The following is a 23,421-nucleotide window of genomic DNA, read 5'->3' on the forward strand; positions in this document are numbered from 1 at the left end:
TCGCACGGCTCTCGCTGTGGGGGCCGGAGACATCGGGTAGGTACTACACAACGTCTCCGGCCGTCCTCGCGAGAGCCGCACGGGAGAACCCGCGGGTGGCTGGATCGCGTGAGTGATTGTTCCGCGCTCGCGCGCCGAGAAGACATGCGCAGCGGCGCACTGGGAGCGCTGGGCCGGTCCTCGGGCGGCGTCCTACCGACGTCTCCGCTGAAGCGGCCCTGCTTCGCGGGGCATCCCAGTCACGCGTTCGAGGTAAATGCGCTGCCCAAGCCGTGTGGCGACGACCGCGGTCGGCGGTGCCGACCGCGAGGGCGATGGGAGATCGACGCCGGCTGTGCCGGGGCGGCGGTGATTCCGGTGTGAGGTCCGTGCCGGGCACGCCGCGCCGAGAGCGCGAGGCCTCCGGCGCGTCGGCTTGATCGCTTCGGATCGTGTCGTCGATCGGAGCGCCTCCGACCGTGCGGAGTCGAATGCGGGTAGCGTTTGGCCCGTGAGTACTACGGCCGAGCCACCCCCTACACACGTGCGCGCCGCGTTCGGTGCGCCGGGGGAGGAAGTCGAACTGCTCGAGGGCGGACTCGCCTGGCGTTGCGGCGCCGACGGGGACGTGCTGCTCAAGCTCGCCACGGACACCGCCGAGGCGGCCTGGGTGGCGCAGGCCCTGGATACGCTCGACCCCGAGGAGGTGCGGGTCGCGCGGCCGCTGCGGTCCACCGACGGCAGGTGGGTCGTTTCGGGGTGGTCGGCCCGCCGTGACCTGGCGGGCCGTCCGGAACCCCGGCACGACGAGGTCATCGCGATGTCGCTGCGGCTGCACAACGCCAGCGGTGATCTCGACAGGCCCAGGCTGGTGGACTCCAGGCAGGACATCTACGCGATCGCCGACCGGATGGCCTGGGGCGAGACGTACGTGTCGCTGACTCCGGAGAAGGGCGGGCGGCTGTTCGAGGTGCTGGCCGCGTCCCGCCGGAGTGTTTCGCTGTCGCCGCAGGTGGTGCACGGTGATCTGTTCGGGAACGTGCTGTTCTCCGGCAACGCGCCGCCGGGGCTGATCGACTTCGTGCCTTACTGGCGTCCACCGGAGTGGGCCGCCGCGGTGGTGGTGATCGACGCGATGGCCTGGGGAGGTTCCGATCCCGCCATCGTCGAGCGGTGGTCGCACCTGCCGGAGTGGCCCCAGATGCTGCTGCGGGCCCTGCTGTTCCGGTTGGCGCTGCACGCGCTGCACCCGCGAGCAACCACCACTTCGCTGGGAGGGCTGGAAAAGGCGTCGCAGACCGTGCTGGAAGTGCTCTGAGGGGACCGGTGGGGCGACTTGCCGCGCGAGCGGTGTCGTCGTCGGCCGCGCGGCCGGTCGGAAGGCCGGTACTTCGGCCTGCTCACCGGTCGGGGCGGTCGAAAGGATCACGAACGGGGGAACCGGTCGGGGAGGACGTGCGAGGATGTGGTCGTGGGTTCGAGCGCACCGGAGCCGCTGCGCGGTTACACCGTGGGGATAACCGCCGAGCGCAAGGCCGAGGAACTGGCATCGCTGCTGACCAGGCGGGGTGCGGAGGTGGTGCACGCCCCGGCGATGCACACCGTGCCGCTGCCGCAGGACGGCGAACTGGCCGAATCGACCCGCGAGGTGCTCTCCGACCGGGTGGACTTCGTCGTCGCCTCCACCGGTATGGGGTTTCGCGGTTGGATGGAGGCGGCGGACCAGGCGGGCGACGGTGAGGCGCTGCGCGGGCACCTCGCCGGGGCGAAGTTGCTGGCGCGCGGTTCGAAGGCGACCGGGGCGATCCACGGTGCGGGACTGCGGACCGCGTGGAGCGCCCCTTCGGAGGAGTCCGGCGAGGTGCTGGACCACCTGCTCGGCCACGACCTGACCGGCAGCCGCGTCGTGGTGCAGGTGCACGGAGATCCCATGCTGTCGTTCCGGCGACGGCTCGCCGAGGCGGGCGCCGAGGTGGTGCCGGTGATGGTCTACCGCTGGACCGACCCGCTGGAACCGGAGAGACTCGACGACCTGATCGAGCGCACCGTCCGGGGGGAGGTGCACGCCCTGGCGTTCACCAGCGCCCCGGCCGCGACCAACCTGCTCGCCAGGGCGGAGCGGCTCGGTCGTTCCGAGGCGCTGCGGAGCGCCGTGCTCGGTGGTGTGGTGCTCGGGTGTGTCGGCCCGGTCACGGCCGCTCCCGTCGAGCGGGCCGGTCTTCCCCACGTGGTGCCGGAGCGTTCCAGGACGAGTTCGCTGGTCCGGCTGCTCGCGGAGCGGTTACCCGCGGGTTCCTGAACCCGCCGCGCAGCCACTCGACCCGTCGGTGCTCGCGCGCTCGGCTCCCGGTTCCCACCTGTGCCGACGCATGTCGACCCGGCCGTTCCCGACGGCGACCCCCTCGGCGTGCAGCTCGGCCAGCTGCCGTCGCCGCAGGTGCTCGGCGACCGTCCCGTCGGAGCGCAGCACGCGGTGCCAGGGGAGGTCGGCGCCGTCCTCGGCGAGTATCCGCCCCACCAGGCGGGCCGAACGAATTCCGGCGTGCCGGGCCACGTCGCCGTAACCGAGCACGTGTCCGGCGGGGATGCCGGCGACCACTTCCCGGACCCGTTCCCAGGTTCGCTCGTCCATCCGGCCAGTCTCGCACGGTCGCCGGTGACGACCGCGACACGCTTTTGACCAGGTTCGCGGCCCGGCAGTGCCGACGTGGTTCCATCGAAGAGTGTCGACATTCTCCGCGCCCACTCTCGTGCGCTCCGCCGCACCAGCGGTCGAGCACTGTGACTGGTCCGACGCGGGACGTCGTGTGCTGCACAACGAAGGTGGTTTCCTGCGTGTCCTCGGTGGGCCGGGTACGGGCAAGACGACCCTGCTGGCCGAAGTGGTCGCGGACAGGCTGCTGAGCGGACGCGCGGAAGCCGACAACACCCTGGTGCTGGCCTCCAACCGAACCAACGCGGCGCTGCTGCGGGCCGCCGTCAACAGCAGACTGCTCGCCGCCGGGGCCAATACCAGCACCGGCGGCGGACCCCTGGTGCGTACCGTGCACTCCTACGCGTTCGGTGTGCTGCGGCTGCGGGCCGTGCGTGACGGCAAGCCCCAGCCGAAACTGCTCAACGGCCCCGAGCAGGATCTGTGGATCCGTGAGCTGCTCGCCGGTGACCTGCGGGACGAGGTCGAGCACTGGCCGGACTCGTTGCGTGCCGCGCTGGGCACCGAGGGTTTCGTCGGCGAGCTCAGGGATCTGCTGATGCGCGCGGCCGAACGCGGTGTCGGACCGGAACGCCTCGCCGAACTCGGCAGGCGCCACGAACGCCCGGAATGGGTGGCGGCCGGCGTTTTCGGCGCGCAGTACGAGCGCGTCCGGCAACTCGCCGGTGTCTCCGGCGAGACGGCCGCGCCGCTGGACGCCGCCGAACTGGTCTCGACGGCCCTGTGGACGCTCGACGCCGATCCCGAACTGCTGCGGGAGGAGCGGGCCAGGGTGCGGCACCTGCTGGTCGACGACGCGCAGAACCTGGATCCGCAGCAGTACCGGCTCTGTCGCCGTATCGGTGACACCGCGACGGAGTTCCTGCTGGCGGGTGACCCGGATCAGGCGGTGTTCTCCTTCCGAGGCGCCGATCCCGCGTGTCTCTCCGAAGCGGACCCGGACGGCGACCGGACCAGCGTGCTCACCGCCGGCTACCGCATGTCGCGTCGGGTTCGCGGCGCGGTGCGGCGGCTCTCGGCGCGGCTGCCGGGCTCCGGGCAGCAGCGCACCCTGACCGGGCCGGGACCGGCGGGCGAGGGGGACGGCGAGGAGGAGTCCGAGCTCGGCGGTGACGACGGCGGCTCGGTGCGGGTCCGGCTGCTGGCCTCCCAGGCACAGCAGGCCTCCTGGGTCGCCGACCAGCTCCGCCGCGCGCACCTGCTGCACGGGGTGGCCTGGTCGGACATGGCCGTGATCGTCAAGTCCACCGGCCTGTCCCTGCCGGTGCTGCGCAGGGCACTGCTGGCGGCCGGGGTGCCCCTGGTGCTCGACGACGAGGAGCTGCCGCTGGCCCAGCGCCCCACCGTGCGGCCGTTGCTGACCCTGCTGCGCTGCGCGGCCAGACCGTCCGATCTGGATTCGGAGGTGGCCGAGCACCTGCTGGGGTCGATACTGGGCGGGGCCGATTCGCTGGCGCTGCGCAGGTTGCGCCGTGGTCTCCGGCGGCTGGACCTCGCGGCGGGCAACGACCGCCCCAGCGGGGAGCTGCTGGTCGAGGCGCTGTGGGAGGGGGACCGGCTCACCGCGTTGCAGGACGTCGCGGCCGAGCCCGCTCGGCGAGTGGCGGCGCTGCTCGACGTCGCCCGCCGTGCCTGCCGGGAGCGGTGCAGCGTGGAGGAGACCCTGTGGCGCGTGTGGCAGGAGAGCGGTGTGCAGCGGACGTTGCTGTCCCGTTCCGAACGGGGCGGGGCGCACGGCGCGCGGGCCGACCGCGATCTCGACGCGGTGGTCGCTCTCTTCGAGGAGGCCGCCCGCTACGTCGACAGGCTCCCCGGCGCGGATGCCGCGGCTTTCGCGGACCACCTCGCCGGGCAGCGCATCTCGGGCGACTCACTGGCGCCCCGATCACCGAGCGGTGACGGGGTGGCGGTGCTGACGGCGCACGCCTCGGTCGGCCGGGAGTGGGAGGTGGTCGCCGTTCCCGATGTCCAAGAGGGGATCTGGCCGGACCTGCGGCTGCGTGGCTCACTGCTGGGGGTGGAGCGGCTCGTGGACGTGCTGTCGGGGCTGGACTCCGACGAGGTGGTCTCCGCTTCGGCGCCGCTGCTCGCGGAGGAGCGCAGGCTGCTGCTGGTGGCCGCCAGCAGGGCGCGGAGTGCTCTGCTGGTCAGCGCTGTGCGTGGCGAGGACGAGCAGCCCTCCAGATTCCTGGACGAGTTGGACGGGCTGGCGGACGAGCCGGAAGCCGCCGAGCGCCCGGTTTCGGCGCCGGAGCGGGGGCTGAGCCTGCCCGAGCTGGTGGGAGAGCTGCGCAGGGTGGTCACCGACGGCGCGGCGGAGCGGGCCAGGCGGGAGCGGGCCGCCGCCCAGCTGGCCAGGCTCGCGCGGGCCGGTGTCCCCGGCGCGGACCCCGACACCTGGTACGGGTTGCCCGAGCCCTCCAGTTCGACACCGCTGGTGGACGGATCCGAACCGGTTCGAGTGACACCATCCACAGTGGAAACACTCGCCACCTGCCCGCTCCGTTGGATGATCGAGCGGCACGGCGGCAGGGACGCCGCGGAATTGGCCTCGGTGGCGGGCACCGTGGTGCACGCCCTGGTGCAGGCGGCGGCGGAGGGAACCGACAGACAGCACCTGGAGCGAGCGCTGGACCGGGCGTGGGAGTCGGTGGACGCGGGCGCCCCCTGGTACTCCCGCAGGGAGCGGGAACGGGTCAGGTCCATGCTGGACTCCTTCCTGAACTGGCTGGACGCCTCCCGCGCCGAACTCACCCAACTCGGCGTGGAGCACGACCTGGATCTGAAGATCCCCGCGCGCGAGGACGGGCCGTGGCTGCGGCTGCGGGGCAGGGTCGATCGGCTGGAGGCCGACGAGCACGGCAGACCGGTCGTCGTCGACGTGAAGACCTCCAAGACACCCGTCAGCAAGGACAGCGCCGAGCAGCACACCCAGCTCGCGGTGTACCAGCTCGCCGCCGCACTGGGTGCCTTCGGCACCGACGGTGAGACTCAGCCCGGTGGTGCGAGGCTGCTGTACGTGGCCAAACCCGACTCCCGCGACGGGGCGGCCACCGAGCGGACCCAGAGCGGGCTCGAGGAGGAGGGTATCAAGGTCTGGCTCGACGTGGTGCACGACGCGGCGGCCGCCAGCACCGGCCCCGGCTTCCTCGCTGTGGAGAACGCCGACTGCGACCGGTGCCCGGTGCGCACCAGCTGCCCGGTTCGCCCCGAGGGAAGGCAGGTCGGACAGTGATCACGCCGCGGCGCATCGCCCAGGCACTGGGAATGCCCACCCCCACCGAGGAGCAGGCGGAGGTCATCGGGGCGCCCCCGAGGCCGGCGCTGGTGGTCGCCGGAGCGGGCGCGGGCAAGACCGAGACCATGGCCGCGCGGGTGCTCTGGCTGGTCGCGAACCGGATCGTGACCCCCGAGCGGGTGCTGGGGCTGACCTTCACCCGCAAGGCGGCACGGCAGCTCTCCGACCGGGTGCGGGCCCGGCTGCGGCGGCTCGCCGGCTCCGGTCTGCTGGAGGAGGTCGATCCCTCGGGCACACTGCGCTCGGTGGTGCTGTCCGAAGAGCCCACGGTGCTCACCTACCACGCCTACGCGGGCAGGCTGGTCTCCGAGCACGGCCTCCGGATTCCGGTGGAGCCCGGTGCCAGGCTCCTTCCCGCGACGGCCTCCTGGCAGCTGGCGCACGCCGTGGTCTCCAACTGGACCGAAGACCTGGACACCGACAAGGTGCCCGCCACGGTGACCGGTCACGTGCTCTCCCTGGCGGGCGAGCTGGCCGAGCACCTCGTCGAGCCGGAGCGGGTGCGAGAGCACGCCGAGCTGCTGACCGGGATACTGGACAACGCTCCCCGCGAGAAGCGGCAGCGAGCCGACCTGCCGCAGGAGCTGCAACGGGTACGCGCGGCCCAACAGCTGCGCGCCGCATTGCTGCCCCTCGTCGATGCTTACACCAGGCGCAAGCGCGGCGACGGTGCCATGGACTTCTCCGACCAGATGTCGCTGGCGGCGCTGCTGGCGCGGCACCACCCGGAAGTGGCGCTCGGCGAACGAGGCAGGTTCGCGGCCGTACTGTTGGACGAATACCAGGACACCGGCCACTCGCAGCGAGTGATGCTGCGTTCGCTGTTCGGCGGCACCGGCGAGGGGCCCTCGCTCCCGGTGACGGCGGTGGGGGACCCGGCCCAGGCCATCTACGGCTGGCGTGGTGCCAGCGCCGCCAACCTGCCCAGGTTCACCACCGACTTCCCCTCGTGGGACGAGGAAGGTTCCACCGAGTCGGACTCCGCGCCGGAGCAGTCCCCCGCGCCGCGCTACGGTCTGCTGACGAGCTTCCGCAACCCGGCGGGAATCCTGCGGTTGGCCAACGCCGCCGCCGAGCCGTTGCGCGAGGCCGGGCTCGACGTGGAGCGGTTGCGTGCCAGGGACGACGCTCCGCCCGCCGACGTCCGTGCCGCGCTGCTCGGCGACGTCCGCACCGAGCGCCGCTGGGTCGCCGAGCGGCTGGCCCGACGTTGGCACGAGACCGTGGCGCGGGACGGCACGCCCCCGACCGCCGCCGTGCTGGTGCGCCGCCGTGCCGACATGGCGGCGATGGCCGACGCGCTTCGCGCCGAGGGACTGCCGGTCGAGGTGGTGGGGCTCGGTGGGTTGCTGGACGAGCCGGAGGTGCGCGACCTGGTCAGCGCCCTCCGCGTGCTGGTGGACCCGTTGGCGGGGACCGCGGCCGTGCGGTTGCTGACCGGCTCCCGGTGGCGGATCGGCGCTGCCGACCTCGCCGCGCTGTCGGAGCGCGCGGGCGAGCTGGGAGCCCGTGCCGATGCGGGGGACGGTGAGGGCGGTGTGGCGGACGCGCTCGCGGCGGCCCTGCCCGCCGAGCAGTCCGAACAGGCCGGTTTGGTGGACGCGATCGACGACCCCGGCGAACAGGCCCGCTACTCCGCCGAGGGATATCGGCGCGTCCGCAGGCTCGGCGGTGAACTGGCGTCGCTGCGGCAGCGACTGGAACAACCACTGCCGGAACTGGTCGCCGACGTCGAGCGCACGCTGCTGCTCGACATCGAGAGCATGTCCAGGACCGACGGAGTGGGAAGAGCGCACCTGGACGCCTTCTCCCGAGTGGTCACCGAGTTCGCCACGGCCACCCCCACCGCCACGCTGCCCGCCCTGCTGGACTACCTCGCCGCGGCGGAGCACGCCGAGGACGGTCTGGAACCGGGCGAGGTCGAGGTGGCCGAGGGGCGCGTCCAGGTGCTGACGGTCCACGCGGCCAAGGGACTGGAATGGCGGATGGTGGCCCTGCCGCACCTGGTGGCCGATGTGTTCCCCGGCAAGCGCAAGTCCTCCTCCTGGTTGCGCTCGGTCACCGAGCTGCCTCCCGAACTGCGGGGTGACGGGGTCGATCTGCCCCGGTTGGACACGGATCGGCTGGCGGGGATGACCCGCAAGGAGCTGCAGAGCGAGCTGCGCGAGCACGACGAGGAGTTCGAGCGGCGGCGACTGACCGAGGAACGTCGGTTGTTCTACGTGGCGCTCACCCGTTCGGAAGAGACGCTGCTGTTGTCCGGGCACTGGTGGGCGGAGACCGGGAGCAGGCCCAAGGGCCCCGCCACCTTCCTCACCGAGATGGCGCGACAGCTGGACGGTGCCGAGGGCGGGGGCGAGCTCGAGGACTGCGCGCTGGAGCACTGGGAGCCCGAGCCCGACGAGGCCGACGAGAACCCGCTCGCCGAGACCGAGCGCAGCGTACGCTGGCCGGTCGATCCGCTGGGCGCGCGCAGGGACGAGGTCGCGGAGGGGGCCGAGCTGGTTCGTCGGGCGCTGGCCGCCCCGGACGCCGACCCGGCCGGTGACGGGGCGACCGCGGACGAGGACGGACAGCTGGTCGCCGCGGCGGAATCCCCCGGGGAATCGGCCGTCGACGAGGAGTCGGCGCGATGGCGGCGGGACGTCGACGTGCTGCTGGCGGAGCGGGACCGGGGTGCGCGGGACGAACGGGTGCGGCTGCCCGAGCAGCTCTCGGTCACTCAGTTGGTGGAACTCGCTGATTCCCCGGAGTTCTTCGCACGGAAGTTGCGCCGCCCGTTGCCCGCGCGTCCCAATCCGGTGACGCGGCGGGGAACCGCCTTCCACGCCTGGTTGGAACGCCGGTTCACCTCCGACGCGCTGCTCGAAGTGGACGAGCTGCCCGGTGCCGGGGACGAGTCCGCCCCACCGGACGAGGACCTGGAGCGGTTGCGAACGGCCTTCCTGGAAAGCGAGTGGGCCGAGCGGACCCCGTACCGCATCGAGGTTCCGTTCGAGACGCGCATCGCCGGTGTGGTGGTGCGCGGGCGGATGGACGCGGTGTTCGCCGACGAGGACGGCGGCTGGACCGTGGTGGACTGGAAGACCGGTTCGGTGCCGGACGAGCGGCGGATGCCCGCGGCGGCGGTGCAGCTGGCCGCCTACCGGTTGGCCTGGTCGGAGATGACCGGTGTTCCGCTGGAACGGGTGCGTGCGGCGATGCACTACGTGCGCCACGATCGCACCCTGCACCCCGCCGATCCGCACGACGAGGAGGGGCTGCGGCGGTTGATCCTGGCGGTCCCCCGCGAGGAGTGATCGCGCCGTTCCCGCTTCGGCCGCGTCGGCTCGGCGGGCCGCGCCGGTCGCTGCGTCCGGGGAGGGACGGTGGTCAGTGCCGGGACCACCGCTGCCCGCCCCTGTCGGAGCACCGTGTCGGGGTCCGAATCGCCGGTCAGCGACCGAAAAACCACACTTTCGAGTGGCGCAGCTTGTCTCCGGTCTCGATCACCCAGGAATATGCCCGCGATGGCGCAGAACACGGAGAACAAGCTGGACGCCTCGATGCAGAACGAGGTGTCCGTGGACGAGGACGTCCTCGCGTTGCGTGCACCGCTCGTGCTCGTTCGGCGGGACGAACAGGGGGAGTGGATCTTCGAGGGACCGGGCGAGCCCCCGCGGCCCACGGTGCGGACCGTGCTCGGTGCGGTGGTCAACGCCTGGCCGCACGTCTCGGCTCTGGCCGAACTGGAGCCGGGCGCTTCCGCGATCTGGTCCTGGGACAACCACGGCTGGACGAGCGAGTTCGAGTGCACCTGTGGTGAGTGCGAACAGCCCGTGGCGGCGGACCTGGACCGCCGTACCTGGCCCAGCGAACTGGATCCCGAGGACCTCGTCAGCGTCGAGGAGACGGCGTTGTCGGGGCAGGAGGTGCTGACCAACATCCTCTACACCTCGGGCAGGATCGCGATGCTCGGTCCGGGGGAGCAGCACCGCACCAGCGATCAGCTGGCCTCGGTGGCGATGGCCAACGTGATTCGTCGGTGGCCCCACGCCATGCGGGCGTTGCGCTCGGTGCGTTCGGGGTACCTGCTGCGGTGGAACCCGGAGAGCCTCAACTGGCACGAGTACGAGGCGATCTGAGCGTTCGACGCCGGTTTCAGGGAAGATCGGCGCAACCACCGCCCTCGGTGGTGTTGGAAGTGCTCTCGGTGTTCACCTCCTGCTGGAGGACACGCTGGTAGAGCAGTTCCAGCAGCCACCTCTCGAACAGGGAGGTGCCGAACTCGGACCTGCGGTCCTCCGGGGCCAGCACGAGACGGGCCGGCCCCTCCCGGTAGGTGGTCACGGCGCCGATGCCGTAGTAGTCCAACTCGGTGAACGCCCAGGGGCGGTAGGGGTGGTCACCGGGTAGGACGGCGGCACACGGCGCGATCGTCAGCAGCGTTCCACACGCTCTGGTGGCTCTGCGGGCCTTCGAGACGCGCACCATCACCCCGACCAGGTCAACGGCGGGAACAGGCACCTGTTCCGGGCCGTCGGTCTCCGCCCAGGCGTGCACCCGCGAGGGGTCCGCCTGGGGCGGCCAGTCGTGCGTCACCCGCCACCGGTGCACCTCGGGACGAAGCCTTGTGACCGCGGTGAAGCGGGAGCCGAGAACCTCCACGTTCGACACGAGGTGACCGTGCCAGCCCAGGACGCGGGCCGCGTGCTCAAACTGCTGCACCTACGAATGGTAAGCAGTACGGCTCAACATTCAACAACTCCGCACGTGCCGGATCACGAAAGCGTTACCGAGCGGTGTTCCTGCGTACGCCCAGCGACCACCGGATCAAGGGAATCTGGAGAGGCAGCCTCGCGTAGGCCACGAAGCGTAGTGCGCGACTCCGATGGCGGTAGTCGAGTGCCATCTTGACGTTGGCGGGGAAGACGGCGGCGAACAGGGCGGTGGTGGCCGTGGCGCCCGCGCGTCGGGTGCGGGGAGTGGCCACGGCCGCGGCGCATCCCAGTTCCGCCATTCCGGAGGCGTAGGTCCAGGTGCGGGGCGAGCCGGGGAGGCGGCGCGGCACGATCGAGTCGAACGGCCGGGGAAGCAGGAAGTGCAGGGTGCCGGTGATTGCGAGAGCTCCGGCCAGCAGAGTTGCGGAACCTGGTCGTTTCATAACAGCCACGGTGGCACGGAACCGCTCCGCGGGCAATCCTCCCGGCGGGGCGGCGCCGAGCGTTCGACGGTGTGGACGGTTCGGGTTCGCCGGGTGGCCCGCCGGTCGGCGGCGGCCCCTCGACCGCCTGATCACTGTCCAGCGGCACGCGGTCAGCCGGAGGTGCCGCTCCCGTACTCGGCGCGCAACCGGTGCAGCTCGTCGGCGGTCACCGGAAGCACTGTGCCGTGCCGTGGGCTGTCCGGCAGGTCGTAGTTCTCCGACATCGTCCACTCGCCGGAGTCCAGGTCGGTGGTTTCGAACGGCACGTAACCACGGCCGCCGAACTCGTCGATGAACATGTACCACTTGTCCCCGGCGTTGGACTCGAACACGGTCGGTCCCTCGCCGCGGCTGATGCCCGGTTCGGTCCCCTCGGCCTTGCCGATGCAGTCCGCCACGAACGTGTAGTCGGTGCCGCGCAGGTTCTGCGACTTCTCCTCGGTGATGTACTTGCCGCAGGGAGCGGTGTCGGAGTTGGCGCGCTCGTCCTTGGTGAACCTGTAGTAGGTGCCGTCCTCGGAGACCACTGTGGAGTCGATCACCGAGTGCCCCGGGTCCTTCCAGATCCTGGGTTCGCTGAAGCTGTGGAAGTCGCGGGTGGTCGCGTACATCATCCGGTTGTGGGTGTCCTCGCTGTGGTCCGGGTCGTCGGTGTCGTAGAGCTTGGAGGCCCAGAACACGACGTAGGCCCCGATCGACTCGTCGTAGTAGGCCTCCGGCGCCCAGACGTTGCCCGCGTTGTCGGGGGCGACCCGGACGTGGCGCTGCTCGGACCAGTGGACCAGGTCGGTGGACTCCCAGACCTCGATGTGCCTGCTGCCGTGCCGCTGGACCTCGTCCCAGTTCCCGCCGTCGTGCATTCTCAGGTCGGTGGCGATGAGGTAGAACTTGTCGCCTTCGGGGGAGCGGATGATGAACGGATCCCGCACCCCGCCCTCGCCCTCGGTGGAGGTCAGCACGGGCTCGCCCCCGTTGAGCTCGTCCCACGCGAGCGCGTCGTCGCCCCGGCTGGCGGCGAAGTGGACCTGTTCGCCGTCGGCGGTTCCCGCGCCGGTGAAGTAGGTGAACAGGTAGCCCTTCTCGGGTTTCCGCTCCGGCAGGGGCGGCACCGTCAGCCGGAAGCGGCGTTCGGCCCTGTGGGGGCCGAGCCGCACCGTCGCCGTCAGCTCCACCGAGACCGGATCGGCCCCGTGCTCGGGGCGGTTCACCTCGCCGGCCGGGTTCACGACCCGACTCTCGTCCGACCGCCACGAGACCGTGGTGCCGTGCGCGCCCCGGCGCGGCAGCGTGATGTCGCCCCGCACGTCCCCGGCATCGGGCACCCGCAGCGCCGCGGCCGCCTCGGCGACCCGCCGCTCACCCGCCGTGTCGTTCACTCCGGTGAGAGGTGTGCTCGGCGGGCTCGCGGCGCCCGATTCGAGCGGTGCGAGCGACACCCCGCCCAGCACCAGTGACAGCGCCAGTGCGGCCCGCGAGGAGGCCGCTCCGAATCCGGTCGGAAGTGGACGTCTTGCCATGAGCGGAACTTCCCTCACCTGTCCGGGGCGGTGGACGTTTGCCGGGAGGGAGCGCTCCGCTTCGTCGGAAGCTGTCGGTGTCCGATACGCACTCCACACCCTTGTTCGGTATTCCGAACTTTGTTCGATAAAGTACGGTTCGGGCGGCTTCGGAGTCAACGTGAGAACGCGTCGATATCGATCAAGCATCGACGCCTGCCGCGTGATCTCGTACGGTGGCCGACACCGGGCGCCGCATCTCACCCGAACCGGCCAGCGGGCCGGGTTCCCGCTCCGACTCCCCGGGTACCGGGATCGAGGGACCGACCGGGAGCACGGGTGTCCGTACCGTCCGCCGGGCGTTACCGTTTCCGCCCGTGGACAAGCACATGCGCCGAACCGCGCGACTCGGCCGTCGTTCGCTGCCCGGACGCCGTTCCGAGGCCACGCTGACCGACCGCCTGACGGATCGCCCCGACCACGCCCTGGTCGGTGTCGTCCGGATGCCCGCGACGGCCATCGGACCGGTCAGATCGATCGTGCGCAGGGTGATCGGGGCCTGCCTGGCGCTCGCCGTGACCGTGCTGCTGGTCTACATGGACCGGGACGGGTACAGCGACACGGACGGAACGCCGCTGAGCGTGCTGGACGCGTTGTACTACGCGACGGTCTCCCTGTCCACGACCGGCTACGGCGACATCGCCCCGGTGAGCGCCTCGGCGCGGCTGGCCAACGTGCTGGTCATCACGCCGCTGCGGGTGCTGTTCCTGATCGTGCTGGTCGGCACCACACTGGAAGTGCTCACCGAGCGCTCCCGCCAAGCGCTCAAGATCCAACGCTGGAGGTCCAGGGTGCGTGACCACGTTGTCGTGATCGGCTACGGCACCAAGGGCAGGTCCGCCGTCACCGCCTTGCTGGGCGAGGGCGCCGAAGCGGGCAACATCGTCGTGGTGGACCCCGATCCCACCGCGCTGGAGGTCGCCTCCTCACTGGGACTGGTGACCGTCAACGGTTCCGGTACCAGATCGGACGTGCTGCGCGTCGCCGGTATCCCGAGGGCCCGCGCCGTGGTGGTGGCCCCGCCCCGCGACGACACCGCCGTGCTGGTGACGCTCACCGCGCGGGAGCTGGCCCCCAAGGCCCAGATCGTGGCAGCCGTCCGAGAGGCGGAGAACGTCCACCTGTTGCGCCAGTCCGGTGCCGACTCGGTGGTCATCTCCAGCGAGACGTCCGGAAGGCTGCTGGGCATAGCCACCTCCACCCCCTCGGTGGTGGAGATGTTCGAGGACCTGCTCAGTCCCGACCTGGGGCTGGCCATCGCCGAACGTGAGGTGGAGCGAACCGAGGTGGGAGGCTCGCCGCGCCATCTCTCCGACATCGTGCTCGGGCTGGTCCGCGACGGACAGCTCTACCGGGTGGACGCTCCGGAGGCCGACGCCATCGAGGAGGGGGACAGGCTGCTCTACGTCAAGAAGGTGGCGACCGCCTGAGCGAACTCGGCGCTGTCGCCGACCGGGCGAGTGGAACGGAGCCCAGGCGACGTCTCCAGGCCGGGGATCTCGGTCAACCCAACGGTTAACAAGATGACCACGGTCGTGATCTAGTCACTTTCCGGGCATCTGCCGATACTCATAGTGATATGCGGAACACGGCCATTCCCGCGAGGTCGTTCCGCGCACGGCGCGTCGGAAGGTGTCGGGAGGCGAAACGGTGACCGAGTACTCGGCGGAACGTCCCCAGATCCACTGGGTGAAACCGGAGGGGGATCCCAACCAGCACGCCACACTGGACAGACCGCCCCGTGGTGGCGGTCCGGTGGAACCTCTCGGCGGACACGAACCGGTCGAGTCCCCTCCCGTCGCGGACCCCCGGGAGTTCCAGATGGCCCACAACCGGCCGTTCTGCGAGGAATGCTTCACCGCGTATCTGAAGTTGCCAACCGCTCTGCCCGTTTGGAAGCACTGATTCGCATGGACACGCATCACTACTGGTTGCCGGTCAGCAGTCGTACCACCTCGCGCCTGGTCCGCCACGCGTTCCGGGGAAGGCGTTGGCAGGGCAGAGCCTCGGACACCTCGGTCTGCGGGGTGCAGTGCGCCATGGTCGAGCCCAGCGAACTCGACTGGTTCCAGGCACCGACCTGTTGGGACTGCACGAACATCCTGATCGAGGAGCAGGAGCAGGCCGATGCCACGCTGGAGCAGTGAGCGGCACCCGTTCCCGAACGGATCATCGGTCAGGAGACCCGGGAGTCCTCGGCCAACCAGGTGTTGCACCGCGTGATCCGGTTCGTGCGGAACCCCTGGCGTGCCCAGGCCCTGTTGTTCGCCGTGGTGCCGTGGTCACGGGTGTCACTCGCCTCGTCACCGCGGTTTCCCGCGTCGCGCAGCGCTGACAGGACGCGGTCGTCGTCCATTCCGCCGTTCCGCAGCGCGGCCAGGGCCTGGCCGCCGTAACAGGTGGCCTGGAGCTCGTTCCTGCGCGACAGTTCGAGCCCTTCGGGGGTTTCGGACCCTCCCGCCTCCTGTACGGCCCTGCCGTAGGCCTTGATGATCCCGGTCATGCCCTGGAGCGCGTGGCCGAACTCGTGGGCGAACTGTCCGAGGTAGGGACCCGCCGACTCCCGTCCCTCCACCCGGGAGTAGTACCTGGCGGTCCAGTAGATCGTGTGGTCGCTGCCGCAGTACATGGCGGTCTGCTCCCATCCCCGGTCGCCGCAGGGGGTGTGCACGTCCGTGGTGGTCACCACCACGTCCGGCGTCTCGACGGGCAGGTTCGCCTCGCGCAGCGCCGGGGTCCACATCTCCGTCAGGCACGGGGCCAGTGCGTTCAGGAAGGCGCGCTGCGCGGCCGTGTCGGTGTCGAAAGTGGGAAGCTCGCAGTCGGTCTCGACCGCCCCGTTGCCCGGGATGTTGAAGGGGTGCTCACCGAGCGAGGCGACGGGGCGGGGGGCGGTGTCACCGGGGGCCTCCGCCGGGGTGCCGGTCGGCCGTTCGCGCTTCGCGCCGGGCTCCTCCGGCGTGCGACCGAAGGGAGGCCGCTCCCAGGGGCCCGACTCGCCGTGGCGGTGGTGGAAGCGGTCGACGGAGGGGGGCGCGAGCTCCCCGGTGACGTACTCGTCGTGCCGGTACCGCACCGCGCCGGTGTCGGAGGCGGCCGAGAACAGTCCCACCGTCGCCACGAACAGCAGCGTTACTCCACTGAGGACTGTTATGGCGACCGCGACGGGGTCCGCCCCGGGGCGAGGCGTGGGGGGAGCTTGTCCACAGAGGAAACTCGCCTCCCCGCCGCGGCCGCGCTGTGGTGCCTCCCGCAACGGTGCTCGTGGATCGCTCCCCTCGTGCCGAGGAGCGGGGTGCCGCGCGGGAGGGCACGGCGTGGACGCGGGCCGGTTCGCGGCTGTGTCCGGTGGCGACGGCCGTCGTGGGTGCTGTGGTGAGGTCATGGAAGCGTGTGGTCGGTCCGCTGCGGCACTGTCCTCGGTGAGCTGATCGGTGGCGTCGTTCGAGTGCGCTGTCCGTCGTACAAAGCTTAACCCCGATCACCGCCGCACGGTGCCGTGTCGTCGGAACGGGCTCGCCGGGAGTTGCTCGTCACCGCGGGTGCTCGATGCCCGGACCTGGTCGCGGGGCGGACGCCCCGATCCTCTGCGAGGATCGCACCGTGGCGCGAGGGCGTGGTTCCGCATCGGTGTTACCGATCCTGGTGGTGCTGTTATCGGTCGGGGTCGGCGCGGTGATGGTCGCGTGGTGGCCGCTGACCGACGTGTTCGGCGATAGCACCACCGTGCGGACCAGCCGGGCCACCGCCACGGTGGTCCGCTCGGTTCCCTGCGCCGAGCGCGGCGCGCGGGACCTGGTGGAGCTCTCGCTCGACGGGCGTCGCGCCCGCCTCCGTTTCGACGGCTGCGGTCATTCCGAAGGGACGGAACTCCGGGTGCGGGTTCCCGAGCCACTGGAGGAGGACGCCGTCGCGCGGCGGGTCACCACCGGGGCCGGAGCCGGTGGCGCCGGAGCGGAGCCGAACGATCGGATCAGCCGGGTGCTGCTGGCGCTCGCGGCCCTCTCCGGTGCGGGCTACGTGCTGCTGCTGCGCTCGGGCGGGGAAAGGCGTCCGGACTAGTACAGTGTCCCGCCCGGCTCCGTTCCGGGCGCCGCCCCGATCCGGCGGCCACCGGCCGGGCCTCGGGAGTCCCCACAGCGCAGCAGCGGCGTATTGCCGGACCAGCACTCACGCGGCCGAGTGGACGATTCGTCCGGCCCCGGGCACACCGTGTGTTCAGCAGGGTGCTCACCGCTAGGGCTTCCCGCGCACGTAGGCTGAGGACATGGTCGAACCGCAACCGCATCGCGTCACCCTGCCCAACGGGCTGCGCGTGGTGCTCGCGCCGGATGCCGAACCGGGGTCCACCGAGCCGGGTGGTCCGCCGGTTGTCGGCGTCAGCGTGCACTACGACGTGGGTTTCCGTTCCGAACCGGAAGGTCGAACCGGATTCGCGCACCTGTTCGAACACCTGATGTTCCAGGGCAGCGAGAGTCTTGAAAAGCTCGCTCACTTCCGCCACGTACAGGGCTCCGGCGGCATCTTCAACGGTTCGACGCACCAGGACTACACGGACTACTTCCAGGTGCTGCCCTCCAACGCGCTGGAGCGCGCCCTGTTCCTGGAAGCCGACCGGATGCGCGCCCCCAGGCTCACCGAGGAGAACCTCCGCAACCAGGTTGACGTGGTCAAGGAGGAGATCCGGCTCAACGTCCTCAACCGCCCCTACGGCGGTTTCCCGTGGATCCTGCTGCCGCCGGTGCTCTACTCCACGTTCGCCAACGCCCACAACGGCTACGGTGACTTCACCGATCTCGAACGTGCCACCGTCGACGACTGCGCCGCGTTCTTCGACACGTTCTACGCACCCGGCAACGCGGTACTGACCATCACCGGCGACATCGACGTCGACCAGGCCACCGATCTGGTCCACAAGCACTTCGGGGATGTTCCCGCCCGCTCGGTGCCGCCGCGACCCTCTTTCGCCGAGCCCGCTCCCTCCGGCGAGCTGCGGGACCGCCACCGGGACCCGCACGCGCCGCTTCCAGCGGTCGCTCTCGGCTACCGGCTGCCCGACCCGGTCGGGGAACTGGACGAATACCTCGCCAACGTCGTGCTGGCCGCCGTGCTCAGCGACGGCGACGCCTCCCGGCTGCAACAGCGGCTCGTCTACCGGGATTCGCTGGTCGTGGACGTGCAAGCCGGAGCGGGGCTGATGGGAGCACCGCTCGACGCGCGCGACCCGGACACCTTCACGGTCACCGCCATCCACAGCCCTGAGGTGGCCACCGACCGTGTGATCGACGCCGTCGACTCCGAGCTGGAGCGGCTGGCCACCGAAGGCCCCTCGGCCGAGGAGCTGTCCAGGGTGACCGCGCGGTGGGCGGCGGGACTGCACCGCGATCACGACCGACTGGTCTCGCGCACGCTCGACCTCGGCAGCGCCGAGCTGCTGCACGGGCGCGCGGAACTGGTCGGGGAGCTGCCCGGCAGGGTCGCCGCCGTCACGGCCGAGGAGGTCGCCTCGGCGGCCAAGGCCCTCCGGCCGGAGGCGCGCGCGGTCCTGGAAATCGAACCGACCAGCGAGTCCGACGGAGGGACGGCATGACCAGCGCGACCCATCGCAGTGCCGAGCGGATCGGCAGTACCGAGCTCGGACCGCGTCCGCTGCCGCCACTGGCGGAACCGCGTGCGGGGAGACAGCCGGAGACCGTGGACACCGTGCTGGACAACGGGCTGCGGGTCATCGCGGCACGCCACGGTGCGGTGCCGATGGTCGAGCTGCGACTGCGAATCCCCTTCGCGGGGGAGGACCCCGGCCACCCCGCGCGAGCCGAGGTGCTGGCCGAGACCCTGCTGACCGGCACGCGGCGTCGGGATCGGGTCCGCATGGACACCGACCTCGCCGCCGTCGGCGGCACACTGCAGGCCACGGTCGATCCGGAGCGACTGAGCATAACCGGTGACGCGCTCGCCGACGGCATGGAGACCCTGCTCGACGTGCTCACCGACGCCCTCACCGAGGCCTCCTACCCGGAACACGAGGTCTCGGGTGAACGGGATCGGCTGGTCGAGCGGATCACCGTCGCGCGGTCCCAACCGCGCACCATCGCCCGGGAGGAGCTGCAGCGCCACCGCTACGGTGACCATCCCTTCGTCAGGGAGGTTCCGCAGGCCGCCGACGTGGCCGAGGTGACCGCCGAACAGGTGAGGCAGCTGCACCGGGAGGCCGTCCTGCCGCGCGGTTCCACACTGGTGCTGGTGGGTGACATCGACCCCGAGCGAACCGTGCGGACGGTGCGGCGGATGACCTCGGAGTGGCACTCGGCCGAGGCCGCCCGCGAGCTCCCGGCACTGCCCGAGGTGAAGGGGAGCGACGTCCGCCTGGTGCACCGTGAGGGGGCTGTGCAGTCGCAGCTGCGGTTCTCCGCGCAGGCGGTCCCCCGCACCGACGAGCGCTATCCGGCACTGCAGATCGCCAACCTGGTGTTCGGCGGCTACTTCTCCTCCCGTCTGGTGGAGAACATCCGCGAGGACAAGGGATACACCTACGGGGCGCACTCCGCTTTCGAGTTCACCCCCGGCAACGGCACCGTCCTGGTGGACGCGGACACCGCCAGCGAGGTGACCGCGGCGGCGCTGCTGGAGATCCGCTACGAGCTCGGCAGGTTCGCGCTGGTTCCCCCGAGCGTGGCCGAGGTGGAGTCCGCGCGGCAGTACGCCATCGGCGGGCTGCTGACCTCCACCTCCTCGCAGTCGGGACTGGCTTCGACGCTGATGAACGTCGCCTCGGTCGGGCTGGGGCAGGACTGGCTTTCCGAGCACCCGGAGCGGTTGCGGGCCGTCACCCGGGAACAGGTGGCCGAGGCGGCCCGCTGGTACGTGCCGACCGCCTTCACCGGGATCGTGGTGGGTGACGCCGAACAGCTCGGTGAACAGCTTCGTGGTCTCGGTGGTGTGACGCTGCCGTGACGACCTGCTCTGATTTCGGGGCGGTGTCGGGGAGGGCCGTGTCCGAGGGGTTCCAGCTCGACCGCACACCGCTGCTGTCCCGTTCGCCCGTGCAGCTGTCCGACGAGCAGCGGGACGACCCGGAGCACGCCGCGGCGCTGTGGTGTGACGGACTGGTCCTGCCCGTCGACGAGCACGGCCGTGTTCCGATGGAGCCCTCGGGGCGGCTCGTCTGGCACCGCCCCGAGGACTTCGGGGCGGACGGTCGGCACGCGGTGCTGCTGGGGTCGTACGACGGGGTGGCCTACTGGGGCGTGCGGGTCCGCTCGCGCGGTTCCGGGGCCGACTGGCTGGGCCTGCGCGGGGTGGGTGAGTGGCTCGGCGACGTGGAGGCCGGACTGTTCACCACGGCGGTGGGACTGCTCGCCTGGCACGACCGGGCCCGCTACTGCGCGCTGTGCGGTGCGGGAACCGAACGTATCCGCAGTGGCTGGGCGAGGCGCTGCACCGGGTGCGCCCACGAGGAGTACCCGCGCACCGACCCCTCCATGATCTGCCTGGTGCACGACGGTGACGATCACGTGCTGCTCGCGCGGCAGGTGGTCTGGCCCGCCGAGCGGTTCTCGGTGCTGGCCGGTTTCGTGGAGATGGGCGAGTCCCTGGAGGGGTGCGTCCGCCGCGAGGTCCACGAGGAGGTCGGGGTGTCGGTCTCCGACATCAGGTACCTGGGAAGCCAGCCGTGGCCCTTTCCCAGGTCACTGATGATGGGTTTCGCCGCCGTCGCCGACCGGGGGGAGCCGCTGCGCCCCGCACCCGGCGAGATAGCCGAGGCCCACTGGGTCTCCCGGCAGCGGGTGCGCGCGGCGCTGGACAGCACCGAGCCGGTCGACGGCCTGTGGCTGCCTCCGGGGGTGTCCATCGCGCACCGGATGCTGCGTGGCTGGGCCGACGACGAGAGATGAATCCGCGCCGCTCTCCGAGGCGCTCGGGCCTCGTTCGCGGCGGACGTGTCGGTGGCCACTCGGTGTGCCTCTGCGAGGATTCGGGCATGACCGATCAACCGCGCCTGCTGGAAGGTCTCGACCCGCAACAGCGTGCCGCGGTGACGGCACCGCGCGGTCCGGTCTGCGTGTTGGCGGGTGCGGGAACGGGCAAGACCCGCACCATCACCCATCGCATCGCCTGGCTGGTGCGGCGCGGTCTGGTCGTGCCGCAGCAGGTGCTGGCCGTGACCTTCACCGCGCGCGCCGCGGGCGAGATGCGCACGCGACTGCGTGGGCTGGGGGCCGACGGAGTCCAGGCGCAGACCTTTCACGCGGCGGCCTTCCGCCAGTTGCGGTATTTCTGGCCGCGCGTGGTCGGCGATGAGCTGTGGCCGCTGACCGAACAGAAGTTCCGGCTGGTCACGCAGGCAGCAGGCAGGCTCCGGATGTCCACCGACCAGGACTCGGTGCGCGATCTGGCCACCGAGATCGAGTGGGCCAAGGCCGCCCTGCTCACCCCCGAGCGTTATCCGGCCGCCACCGCTGTCCAGGGGCGGGAGTGCCCGGTCCCCCCGGAACGGTTCGCGGCGGTGTTCGAGACCTACGAGAAGATCAAGAACTCGGCCCGGGTACTGGACTTCGACGACCTGCTGCTGCACATCGCCGCCATCCTGGAGGAGAACACCGAGGTGGCCGAGCAGTTCCGCGCCCAGTACCGCAGCTTCGTGGTCGACGAGTACCAGGACGTCACGCCGTTGCAGCAGCGTGTGCTCGACGCGTGGCTCGGACAGCGTGACGACCTTACCGTGGTGGGGGACGCCAATCAGACGATCTATTCGTTCGCGGGGGCTTCCCCCCACTGGCTCACCGACTTCCCCCGCCGCTATCCCCACACCGAGGTGATCAAGCTGGAACGGGACTACCGCTCCACTCCGCAGGTGGTCACCCTGGCGAACCGGGTCATCGGCGCGGCGGAGCGCAAGCCGGGTGACGGGGATTCCGGCGGCGACGCGGCGGACACCGGCCTCACCTTGGTGGGCCAGCTTCCCGACGGGCCGGAACCGGAGTTCGCCGCCCACGACGACGAGGTCGAGGAGGCGCGCGGGGTGGCGCGGCGGATCGCGCGGCTGGCCGGGAACGGAGTGCCGTTCTCCGAGATGGTCGTGCTCTACCGCGTGAACGCGCAGTCCGAGCTCTACGAGCAGACCCTGGCCGAGGCCGGTATTCCCTACCAGGTCCGGGGCGGGGAGCGGTTCTTCGCCCGGACCGAGGTGCGGCAGGCGATGACCGCCCTGCGCACGGCCGCCAACCGGGGCCGCGCCGGGCAGGGGGAGTTGCCCGGTCTGGTGCGTGAGGTGCTCTCCGAGGTGGGGCTGACCGAGCGCGCCCCTTCGGGGGGCGCGGCGCTGGAGCGGTGGCAGTCGTTGAACGCGTTGGCCGAGCTGGCCGACGAGCTGGCCGGCCAGGTGGAGCGGGCCGATCTGACGCGTTACGTCGCCGAGCTCGACGCCCGCGCTTCGGCGCAGCACCCGCCGACGGTGGAAGGGGTGACCCTGGCCTCGCTGCACGCCGCGAAGGGGCTGGAGTGGGACACCGTCTTCCTTGTCGGACTCGTGGAGGGAACTCTGCCGATCCAGCACGCCGACGGAGCCGAAGCCGTCGAGGAGGAGCGCCGGTTGCTCTACGTGGGGGTGACGCGTGCCCGGCAGCGGATCCGGTTGTCCTGGGCGGCTTCCAGAGGGCAGGGTGGTGGTCGCAAGCGCAGGCGCAGCCGGTTCCTGCGTGAACTGGACCCCTCCGAGACCCCGGCCGCGACGGCGAAGTCGAAACGACGGGAGAGGTCGGGTGGTTCGCGGCGTGTGCCGCAGGCACATTGCCGGATCTGCTCCGCGCCGCTGAACGTCGGTGCCGATGTGAAGCTGGGGCGCTGTTCCGACTGTCCCTCGGACGCGGACCAGGAACTGCTGTCGAAGCTGCGCGGTTGGCGTACCGAACGGGCCCGGCAGCTGCGGGTGCCCGCTTACGTGGTGTTCAGCGATGTCACGCTGCTGGCCATAGCCGAGCAGCGCCCGGACGACTCCGAGTCGCTGAGCAGGATCTCGGGAGTGGGGGAGACCAAACTGGAGCGTTTCGGGCCCGATGTGCTCGAACTGGTCAACGGGACGAACCCGGGCGGCCGATAGGCGGCGAGGACCACACTGGACTCCGTCCTCTGAGCGGTGACCGGCACGTGGGTCGGTGTCCCGCCACGGTGTCGGTTCCGCGACGGTGAGCTACGCCTCACAGTGCTCCCGGTGGCGTCGCGGGATCGGAGCCGAACACCGGTCGTGGTGCGGTGATCAGGGAGTACCGCTTCGGGAATAGGTTGTTCCCCTGGGCACGACACTGCGAAAAATTACTTGCGCCGTGTGTGATGCCCCGAATAATCTGCGCAGTGGCAGGCCGGGAGGACGTGCTCATCCGGCCCGGGTCACGAGAGAGCGGTGAGTGCGATGCGCATGATCAACTGGTTGTCGGCGGTGGACCAGTACGCGGCCGCGCTCAACAACGCCGATATGTCGATGTTCGCGGGGCGCACCGCGAACATCGGTCTCGCGCGTCAGTGCCCGCATCGTGATGTCGAGCCGAAAAAGACCTATTCGGGTCGGGTCGTGCCGGAGCGAAGTACCTGAGTCGCTCGGTTGAGTGACAACCGCTCTTTCGGCCGCGGACCCGTTATCGGGTCCGCGGCTTTTTTACTGTGTCCCCGTTCTCAACTCTTCCGTCCATATTGG

Annotated in this window: 19 protein-coding genes; 14 read left to right on the forward strand and 5 right to left on the reverse strand. The window is 70.9% G+C overall.

Annotated elements, in window-relative coordinates:
• The first annotated feature begins 490 nt into the window (after positions 1-490).
• Together BLQ75_RS15540 and BLQ75_RS15545 are read left to right on the forward strand one after the other, a co-directional pair.
• Positions 491-1,297, forward strand: a complete 807-nt coding sequence (locus tag BLQ75_RS15540) for a TIGR02569 family protein (protein ID WP_092603264.1) — start codon at positions 491-493, stop codon at positions 1,295-1,297.
• A 153-nt stretch (positions 1,298-1,450) separates the two neighbouring features.
• On the forward strand, positions 1,451-2,278 hold the full coding sequence (locus BLQ75_RS15545) for a uroporphyrinogen-III synthase (RefSeq protein WP_092603266.1): 828 nt from the start codon (positions 1,451-1,453) through the stop codon (positions 2,276-2,278).
• On the opposite strand, the gene BLQ75_RS15550 is transcribed toward BLQ75_RS15545, so the two are convergent.
• Positions 2,261-2,611, reverse strand: coding sequence for an MGMT family protein (locus BLQ75_RS15550; RefSeq protein ID WP_092602995.1), 351 nt, complete (start codon positions 2,609-2,611; stop codon positions 2,261-2,263). The two genes, BLQ75_RS15545 and BLQ75_RS15550, sit on opposite strands and share 18 nt — an antisense overlap.
• Before the next feature lie 91 nt (positions 2,612-2,702).
• On the opposite strand from BLQ75_RS15550, the gene BLQ75_RS15555 reads away from it, so the two are divergent.
• From BLQ75_RS15555 to BLQ75_RS15565, 3 genes are all read left to right on the forward strand, one after another.
• Complete coding sequence (locus BLQ75_RS15555) at positions 2,703-5,927, forward strand: ATP-dependent helicase (protein ID WP_092602997.1); 3,225 nt, start codon at positions 2,703-2,705, stop codon at positions 5,925-5,927.
• Positions 5,924-9,289 (forward strand): ATP-dependent helicase, encoded by a 3,366-nt coding sequence (locus BLQ75_RS15560; protein ID WP_092603268.1) that lies wholly within the window; start codon positions 5,924-5,926, stop codon positions 9,287-9,289. The genes BLQ75_RS15555 and BLQ75_RS15560 overlap by 4 nt, the downstream gene beginning before the upstream one ends.
• Before the next feature lie 210 nt (positions 9,290-9,499).
• Positions 9,500-10,114, forward strand: coding sequence for a hypothetical protein (locus tag BLQ75_RS15565; protein ID WP_052428556.1), 615 nt, complete (start codon positions 9,500-9,502; stop codon positions 10,112-10,114).
• A gap of 16 nt (positions 10,115-10,130) precedes the next feature.
• Here BLQ75_RS15565 and BLQ75_RS15570 read toward each other — a convergent pair whose 3' ends face one another.
• The 3 genes from BLQ75_RS15570 to BLQ75_RS15580 form a co-directional block, all read right to left on the reverse strand.
• Positions 10,131-10,697, reverse strand: coding sequence for a hypothetical protein (locus BLQ75_RS15570; protein WP_092603000.1), 567 nt, complete (start codon positions 10,695-10,697; stop codon positions 10,131-10,133).
• 64 nt (positions 10,698-10,761) lie between these two features.
• Positions 10,762-11,133, reverse strand: a complete 372-nt coding sequence (locus tag BLQ75_RS15575; RefSeq protein WP_092603002.1) for a DoxX family protein — start codon at positions 11,131-11,133, stop codon at positions 10,762-10,764.
• A 152-nt stretch (positions 11,134-11,285) separates the two neighbouring features.
• The gene (locus BLQ75_RS15580) at positions 11,286-12,692 is read right to left on the reverse strand and encodes a glycoside hydrolase family 43 protein (protein WP_092603004.1); all 1,407 of its coding nucleotides are present in this window, start codon (positions 12,690-12,692) and stop codon (positions 11,286-11,288) included.
• Between the two features lie 482 nt (positions 12,693-13,174).
• Between BLQ75_RS15580 and BLQ75_RS15585 the strand changes: the two genes are divergently transcribed.
• From BLQ75_RS15585 to BLQ75_RS15595, 3 genes are all read left to right on the forward strand, one after another.
• Positions 13,175-14,161 (forward strand): potassium channel family protein, encoded by a 987-nt coding sequence (locus BLQ75_RS15585; protein ID WP_425286463.1) that lies wholly within the window; start codon positions 13,175-13,177, stop codon positions 14,159-14,161.
• A gap of 220 nt (positions 14,162-14,381) precedes the next feature.
• A complete protein-coding gene (locus BLQ75_RS15590; protein WP_043578590.1) occupies positions 14,382-14,636 on the forward strand; it encodes a hypothetical protein in 255 nt (84 codons plus the stop codon).
• A gap of 5 nt (positions 14,637-14,641) precedes the next feature.
• Positions 14,642-14,878, forward strand: a complete 237-nt coding sequence (locus BLQ75_RS15595; RefSeq protein ID WP_043578133.1) for a hypothetical protein — start codon at positions 14,642-14,644, stop codon at positions 14,876-14,878.
• A 29-nt stretch (positions 14,879-14,907) separates the two neighbouring features.
• On the opposite strand, the gene BLQ75_RS15600 is transcribed toward BLQ75_RS15595, so the two are convergent.
• Positions 14,908-15,852, reverse strand: a complete 945-nt coding sequence (locus tag BLQ75_RS15600; RefSeq protein ID WP_170837518.1) for a neutral zinc metallopeptidase — start codon at positions 15,850-15,852, stop codon at positions 14,908-14,910.
• Between the two features lie 482 nt (positions 15,853-16,334).
• On the opposite strand from BLQ75_RS15600, the gene BLQ75_RS15605 reads away from it, so the two are divergent.
• From BLQ75_RS15605 to BLQ75_RS23090, 6 genes are all read left to right on the forward strand, one after another.
• A complete protein-coding gene (locus BLQ75_RS15605; RefSeq protein ID WP_139182997.1) occupies positions 16,335-16,793 on the forward strand; it encodes a hypothetical protein in 459 nt (152 codons plus the stop codon).
• Between the two features lie 205 nt (positions 16,794-16,998).
• Positions 16,999-18,321, forward strand: coding sequence for a M16 family metallopeptidase (locus BLQ75_RS15610; protein ID WP_092603010.1), 1,323 nt, complete (start codon positions 16,999-17,001; stop codon positions 18,319-18,321).
• Positions 18,318-19,685, forward strand: a complete 1,368-nt coding sequence (locus BLQ75_RS15615) for a M16 family metallopeptidase (RefSeq protein WP_092603012.1) — start codon at positions 18,318-18,320, stop codon at positions 19,683-19,685. The genes BLQ75_RS15610 and BLQ75_RS15615 overlap by 4 nt, the downstream gene beginning before the upstream one ends.
• A gap of 38 nt (positions 19,686-19,723) precedes the next feature.
• Complete coding sequence (nudC, locus tag BLQ75_RS15620; RefSeq protein WP_244515609.1) at positions 19,724-20,626, forward strand: NAD(+) diphosphatase; 903 nt, start codon at positions 19,724-19,726, stop codon at positions 20,624-20,626.
• A gap of 86 nt (positions 20,627-20,712) precedes the next feature.
• Entirely contained in the window at positions 20,713-22,830 is a 2,118-nt protein-coding gene (locus tag BLQ75_RS15625) for an ATP-dependent DNA helicase UvrD2 (protein WP_092603016.1), read from the forward strand.
• Positions 22,831-23,139: 309 nt separating this feature from the next.
• A complete protein-coding gene (locus BLQ75_RS23090; RefSeq protein WP_170837519.1) occupies positions 23,140-23,319 on the forward strand; it encodes a hypothetical protein in 180 nt (59 codons plus the stop codon).
• The last annotated feature ends 102 nt before the right edge of the window (positions 23,320-23,421 follow it).

This window comes from Actinopolyspora xinjiangensis (assembly GCF_900104475.1).
Lineage (GTDB): Bacteria > Actinomycetota > Actinomycetes > Mycobacteriales > Pseudonocardiaceae > Actinopolyspora > Actinopolyspora xinjiangensis.